The sequence below is a fragment of the Chitinivorax sp. B genome (assembly GCF_005503445.1).
Taxonomy (GTDB): domain Bacteria; phylum Pseudomonadota; class Gammaproteobacteria; order Burkholderiales; family SCOH01; genus Chitinivorax.
In genome coordinates this window covers 1-6767 of sequence record NZ_SCOH01000088.1, presented here as the reverse complement: position 1 = coordinate 6767, position 6767 = coordinate 1, and the positions used below count along the sequence as shown (strand labels likewise).

8 protein-coding genes are annotated in these 6767 nt (G+C 56.0%); all 8 read right to left on the bottom strand.

All coding sequences use genetic code 11. From position 1 onward, the window contains the following. Positions 1-30 precede the first annotated feature (30 nt). Genes FFS57_RS24085 through FFS57_RS24050 form a run of 8 tightly spaced genes read right to left on the bottom strand, consistent with a single transcriptional unit; the run spans position 31 to position 6625 of the window. Positions 31-1428, bottom strand: coding sequence for an ISL3 family transposase (locus tag FFS57_RS24085; RefSeq protein ID WP_137940377.1), 1398 nt, complete (start codon positions 1426-1428; stop codon positions 31-33). A gap of 14 nt (positions 1429-1442) precedes the next feature. Beyond that, positions 1443-1970, bottom strand: a complete 528-nt coding sequence (locus FFS57_RS24080) for a hypothetical protein (protein WP_137940376.1) — start codon at positions 1968-1970, stop codon at positions 1443-1445. A 9-nt stretch (positions 1971-1979) separates the two neighbouring features. Beyond that, positions 1980-2645, bottom strand: a complete 666-nt coding sequence (locus FFS57_RS24075; protein WP_137940375.1) for an SEN1982 family lipoprotein — start codon at positions 2643-2645, stop codon at positions 1980-1982. Positions 2646-2672: 27 nt separating this feature from the next. Further along, positions 2673-3062, bottom strand: a complete 390-nt coding sequence (locus tag FFS57_RS24070; RefSeq protein ID WP_137940374.1) for a hypothetical protein — start codon at positions 3060-3062, stop codon at positions 2673-2675. Between the two features lie 21 nt (positions 3063-3083). Further along, positions 3084-3788, bottom strand: a complete 705-nt coding sequence (locus FFS57_RS24065; protein WP_137940373.1) for a GIY-YIG nuclease family protein — start codon at positions 3786-3788, stop codon at positions 3084-3086. Beyond that, the gene (locus FFS57_RS24060; RefSeq protein WP_137940372.1) at positions 3789-4775 is read right to left on the bottom strand and encodes a GIY-YIG nuclease family protein; all 987 of its coding nucleotides are present in this window, start codon (positions 4773-4775) and stop codon (positions 3789-3791) included. A 15-nt stretch (positions 4776-4790) separates the two neighbouring features. After that, positions 4791-5507 (bottom strand): hypothetical protein, encoded by a 717-nt coding sequence (locus tag FFS57_RS24055; protein WP_249384153.1) that lies wholly within the window; start codon positions 5505-5507, stop codon positions 4791-4793. Further along, entirely contained in the window at positions 5504-6625 is a 1122-nt protein-coding gene (locus tag FFS57_RS24050) for a Fic family protein (RefSeq protein ID WP_137940371.1), read from the bottom strand. The genes FFS57_RS24055 and FFS57_RS24050 overlap by 4 nt, the downstream gene beginning before the upstream one ends. Positions 6626-6767: the final 142 nt, after the last annotated feature.

Sequence of the window (6767 nt, the reverse complement as noted above, 5' to 3'; positions counted from 1 at the left end):
GGGTATTCGTAAAAGTGGGTTGAAACGGGATCAAAGTTCCCCCGCCTCGATCATGCGAATGAGTGTTGAAATGTCCGCACCGTAGTTCTTGGGTGGCGGCAGTCCCTTGTGTTGGTCAGCCTCCTTCGGAGGCTTCATTGCCCGCACCTTTTCGAGCACGGGCAGTCCATAGCCCATCGCGTCATCTGGCAACGCTCTGCCCATCTCGACAGGCTCCAACGCACGCTTTCTCTCGAACTTGGGGCGTGCCTGCTTTCGGCTATGGATGCCCTCGGTGAACAGAATCTTGGCCCGTAGTGCCTCGAAGCTGTAGCCGCGCCCCAGTCGATTCATCACCCGGATCAGGCTGTTCAGGCTCTCCGTGTAGGCGTTGGTGACGGGGTGCTCAAAGTAGTTGAGGATGAATGGCTGCCAGTTGGTGAAGGCGCGGATCAGGTCGTGGAAGTACGGCCTGATCTCGGGCGACACATTCTTGCTCCAAGCCTCGTAGCGCCTCAAGGCACTCTCCGGTGAGTCCGAGTCCTCGTAGATGGCGTAGAAGGCTTCCTTGAGCCTGTACGCCTCTCCCAAGGTCGGATAGTTCTTCGTCCAGCCGTCAAGGTTCAGGCGCTCTTCATCGTTCAAGGTGCGCTCGCGCTTCAAGAGCACAAAGCGGTCGTGCATCAGGCCGCGCTTCTGTTTCAGTGTCAGTTCGGCCCGCAGTCCTTTGCGGGCCTTCTCCATCGCGTCGTTCGCCATCCTGACGACGTGGAACTTGTCGATGACGATGGTGGCGTCCGGCAGCACCGCGCTCACCGCATCGCGGTAAGGCGTCCACATATCCATCGCCACGTACTGCACCTTGTCCCGGTTCGGCATCTTGAACAGGTACTTCGCCACCGTGTCTTTGTTCCGGTTGTGGAGCATGTCCACGATGGTGTTGTTCTGGATGTTCGAGACGACGCAGCGCGGCTTGTTGATGATGTGGATTTCGTCGATGCCCATCCACTTCGGTGTCTCAAAGCGGACGGTCTGCTCAAGCTCGTTGATGTAGTCGCGGAAGATGTTGCGGATCGTTCCTTCGACCACGCCGGTTTCGTCGGCCAGCGAGGTGAAGGTGCGCTTCAAACTCTGTGATCCGATCCAAGCTACCAGCCGCTCAGTCATCATCCGGTTCTCGGCCAGTACCGGCAGTGCCTGCGAGAAGGTCTTGCCGCAGGCTTGGCAGCGTAGCCGCTTGGTGTCGATATAGATGCCCACGCGCTTGCCGTGCATGGGCAGGTCTTTGAACACCTGCTCGCGGGTGCCCCACGAGTTCAGGCGGTCGGACTGGCAATGCGGGCAGGCAGCAGTCACTTCCACCGGCTCGGCGGTGACGTGGTAGTCGTGGTCGGTTTCCTGCACGCGCAGCACGCGGTACTGCGGGAGGTTCAGGATGTTGGCGGGCATTAGTTATCGCCTCATCAGTGAGACTTTGTTCTGAGTTGGGCGTCTCGGATCAATCGAGACATGCGTGCCCGCTCATCGTCACTGAACACCACGCCTGCGGTACTTTCGGCAGCTTCGACAGCCTTCGCGAGCCGAAGCGCCTCACGCCCCTCCGGCGTGCCACCGAACACGATGGATTCGTATTCTGCATCCGGGTTGCCCGTTTCATAGTCTCTCAACTCGCCAGTTGCGGCTTCTATGACCGCTCCGAGGGTAGCGAGAAAGGCATCTATCGCATCGCGATGCAGCTTGCCGGTAAAGGTGACGTGAACTGGATCGCGGCCACAAGGGATGCGATCCGTTGTGACGTACTCGATCTCCGCAAGCACCCCTGCCGATGTCACCTGTCGGCTGCAACTCTGGCCTCGCGGAAGCCAGAATGTCTCAGCCTCAATTGGTGTAGGTGCCGACAAGGCCAAGACATCGGCCACAGCAGTGCAAAGCACGCCAAAGTCAGCGGCTGAACGCAGACGTATGTCACAGTCGAAACGACCTTCTAACATGGCCGAATCTCAATCCAACCCCTTTGCCTCCCAGCCTTGACTGGTCAGCTTGATTGCGTGCTTGGACTCCTTGCTGCCAGCACCGTCAAGGATGCTCTTCACCACCGGGAAAGCGGCTTGCACCTCGGGCTTCTTGGCCCAGTCGGCGAGATTGTTGACCTTGTAGGTGTAGGTGATGCCCGCCTCTTGGTAGTCGCCGAACTTCATCGGGCCTTCCCACTTCACGATCTTGTCCAGTGCCTTCTTGCCCCAGCACAGATCGGTTTGCTTCTCGGTGGTCTTGCCGTTGAGGCCGATGGAGGCGACTTCCTTCTCTTGCGCGAAGGGCTTGGCCGCATCGGTCAGGGTGTAGCGCTTTATCTTGGCCTTGGCACCCGTGGGCTTGCCCATGATCCCCATGATGTCCACCTCGGTGTCCTCACCTTTGACCAAGCCAGCGGCTTCGAGCGCGGCCATCTGGTTGGCGCTACCGGCCTGCATGGTCTTTTGCAGGCGCAAGTCCATCTCGGACAGGTCAACCGGCCAGCGCTTGGTATTGAGGCACAGGTCGCCCTTCTTGTCGAAATACTGCGTCATGGCCGCGCCGAAGTTCTTTTCATTGGCGTCGGTCTTGCTGCCGCAGGCGGTCAGTGCCGCGACGCTGAGGGCGGCGAGGATTGCGATATTCTTGTTCATGATTTCCCTTGTGGTTGTTGAATGGAGTTACGACTGATCCCAAGCGTCAATGGTCAGACCCGCATCGGTCGGGCAAGTACGGATGCTTTCAGGTCGCAAGTTGACCTTGCCCATCCAGCCGGGAGGCTGGGCGTACTCTTCGCCCTCATCCATACCAAACACCCAGATGCCATCGTCAGCAGGCTTGATGGCATCACCCGTGATGAGTGGCAAAACGATGTCTGCCGTGGAGGTGTAGCGGTTCGGATAGCCGTCACCGCGCAACTTGCTGGCCTTGCCTTCCTCGACCAGCTTTTCCAGCCAGCGAATGCCACCAACGCCCGTTTCCCACTCCGCGAGAACTGACTTCTTTCGGTCGATGATGGCGTCCCGTTCTTCGGGTGTTTGCGTTGAGACGACGATCCAGTATCCGAGCATGGTTTCCTTTCTTCGATGCCATCAGAACGGCACACGACTGGCAACGAACAATTCAACCGGCGTGAGGCCATGCTCCACAAGTTCCGGCAGAGGGATCGAAGCCGCCAATACTTCCGAGGCAGGCCAACGGGGCGGCTGACCAACCGGGTTGCTGGGCTGCGGAAGGCGACCCCAGTTGTGGGCGTCGGGAGCCACAAAGCCAGCCTCGACGGCCAGCTTCAACCAGTAGCCCTCGAATCGAGATGCGTAGCTCTGGTCGCCATCAACCCACGAAAGCACCGTCGCCCGAACCTCAGCTTGCTCCTGAGCCGCCCACTCGAAGAGCGCGAATGATGCGTGGCCGGGGCGATTGCGCCGCAGGTGCTCGCGAAATCGTCGCTTGAGATTGATGGTCTGGCCGATGTAGCAGGCTTTGCGCATGCCGTCTGGGCTATGTGCTGTCAGCGCATATATCCAGTAGCCTTCGCTGCGGCGGACATTGCACACAGCCTTGGGTTCAGGCTGCGGTGATGTGGATGTCGGTCTGTGCGTGCGTGAGTCGTTGGCAAATCCAAAATGAACTCGAAACCGCCTTCCATCACTTCCCCGAAGGCCAAGGTAATCACGCCCATTGCGGGTGACTTCCAGTTTTTCAGCAGTTGCTCGTTCAAGTAGCTGCCCAATAGAGACTATCTGACCAGAATCTATGGCATCCTGCAACGAAACCTTTGCTTCCCTTGCCCCCATTTACGCACCTGCCAAAGCCACTGGCTGGGAACGTGATGAGGCAAATTGCATTGACAACACATCGCAGGACGAAGCGTCATCATCTTCGTCAAGCATTCCGTTGTAGCGTGGCTGGTAATACTCGATGCAGGCGCGTTCAAGACCAAACAGCAACTCACGGATGCGCCCCCATGCAGCATCTTTCTCTTCTGATGTCACTGCATCATTAAGCGATGGGAGTTTCCAGAATGGATAGTGAATGACTGCTACGCGAGCTTGGGGGTGCCGCTCCAACACCAGCTTGAGCTTGTGGTGATATTCGGCATTGCTCAGACGCTGAGAGAACCGCTGAGACATGCCGACATACAGCACCTCGTCATCGTGAAATGCCACGTAAACGCCTGCGCCGTCTTGAATAAACAGTTTGCAAAACTTCACCGCCCCTCGCAATTGCGAGAGCGGCTGAGAAACACCGTACAAGCAGCTTGTAGAGGGGAACCGGAACGACCCTAGCTCGTCGGTGTAATCTGCGTCAGGCAGTGCTTTTACGGAAGCCGCCCGCTTTTGCTCTGCATGGGCCATGTCAGACAGATTGGTGCCAGATCGGTTGAGCAGCAGGTCGCGGCACTTCCAGACTTGCCATGTACCATCATCACCAAGGGAATGGCGATTCAGGTAGATAAACTCCACCATCCGCTGTGCAATTGACCGACCAGTATTATCCTCAGCCAAAAAATCAAATGGCTTACGATCTCCTCGCTCAACAATTCGTTTCCATATGGATGCTGGAGTGACACTCTGGTAAAAGTCGAACCCTGCGAATTCGATGCGTAGCGCATCCGATAGAGCTTCATATGCCCCAACTTGAAGGACATATGATCTGTCAAGGTCGCAGGAACGAATCTTCGATGCAGTGAAAGAGTCGATCCCGAATAGACCGAAATCCAACCTAACCCTAAACTGACCCTGCTGATCTTTCGCTGTCAATATCAAAAGAAATTCGCTCACCGATAATCTCCCTGCTTATTCCGCTGGAAACTTGATGGTCGCCAATGCCTCGTGCTCGCTCACTACAGGTAAACGGTCGCGGGGCACGGTTTCAGGCGATACCCAATCGGTTTCGCCAAGCTCGATGAAGCGATCAATGGCGGCCTCGATGGATGTCTGATTGACGACATCCACATCAAGCACGATCTTCAACCCGATGCCGTAGACGTAGCTGCGGTCGAGCTTGAAGGATTCATGAATCACGGGCGGCTCGTTGCGCGCAATCTCTGCTTCCAGCTTGAGCCACTGCTCATGAAAGGTCAGTCCACCAAACTGCTCGAAGCGCATTTCTTCGCACTCGGCCAGTTTGTAGGTGAGGATTTTTCCGGTGCTTGAGCGCTGTGCTGGTACGAACTCCCAATTGGAGTTCTCTTCTCGCTCTTCCGGCGTCAGCATCGCGGCCACGCGGGTGTGTGCGATGTCATGAGCCTTGTCCCAGAACGCTTTGCGGGCGGTCACGAAACTGGCGTTCCAGATCGTGAACCGATCCGTGCCCGGAAAGTAGAAATCAAACCACTGGTTGTACAGGTCGGGGCGACCCGGCTCATTCAACACGAGGCGGCTGGTGAACCGCTCGCCATACTCGGCTGCGTCACGGCGCATCTTGCCCTTAAGGCGAATGACCTCGTGGCTGCGCTTGTGCCGTGGCAGCGTCCCGAAGGGAGGGCGGCGTTTGGCTCCGGGGAACTTCATGGCTCACACCTCTTCTCACCTCGCGCCTTGGCGTATTCCGCCTGTAGGCTGGGCGCAAGGCGCTTGATGTCATCGAGAATGGCTTGTTGCTTTTCAGATGAGCTTGCACCGGGGCTATATTTACAAATAACAGCGCCAACGCCGTCTGGCGATTGACCGTTCTGCTGAATGCTTTCAACGATAGCTCGGCGTTCAACATCAGGCCAGTTGACTGCATTTGCAGAACCGCCGGATGAAATTGCTTCTTGAGCCAGCAACCAAAATGTGTGCGCCGCGCCAACAGATTTCCTCAAATCCGGCAACTGAGAAACCCTTCGATCAAACTCTTCGGATTCGTGGATACTCAGTGCAGGAGAGTGTTCGCCAAGCAGCTTTGAAATGGCAAGCTCGTAGTTCTCCTTAAAAAAGGAAACATAAGGTGCGTAGTCGCCTGTTTCGTAATACTGGATGGTGGCGCGCTGGTACTTACCAATCAGCGTGTCATTGAAGAACAATGGCAGCGTATTCGCTTGCACTAGAGAAGCAGTTTGCATCATGCGGGAGGTTCGCTTATTTCCATCCCGGAAATACTGCAAATATGCAAGATTGCAATGCAAATAAATCGCCTTCTCGAATGGATCGGCATACTTATTCGCCTCCGGCAGAATAAATTTGATCTCTGAGCGCAGACGCCCCGGATCAGCAGGAGGCTCGTAGGTTGTGGCTCCGATAGTTACTGCGGTTGTGCGAACGATCCCCTGCTCATGTACAGGGAGTAAGTCCTTCATGAGAACCTTATGCAAGTCGCAAAGGTAATCCAGATCAAGCTCCGTCGTGGCTTCTGTCGCCATAATCTTTCCGAAACCATCCCGGAGATTGACGAGCATGATTGCATCAGAATATCTCTTGCCACCCGCCGTTACACCCAATCGCAGTAGATTATCCGTGTCGATCCGGTCATAGGTATTGCCCTCAATCTTCGCCGACGTGTAGACGAAATCCACAATCGTTTCTTCGTAACTGCGGGCGTCATTCTTAAACCGCTCAAGCGAGAACTTGGAGGCAAGGCCATGCAGCCACAGCTTGTCGTCATCTGTGAGGATGGGGCGATGTCCAACGAAGGCGGGGTTGTATTGCATGGTCACTCCAACAAGATTTTACGAAGTTCAGTGGCTGTATCATAGCCTCTCTTGACAAGAAACACAACACGCTTTTACGATTTACTAGCGTCGTGCGGCATCTTTGGCACCATCCGGCGCCCACACACTTTTACGAATAGCC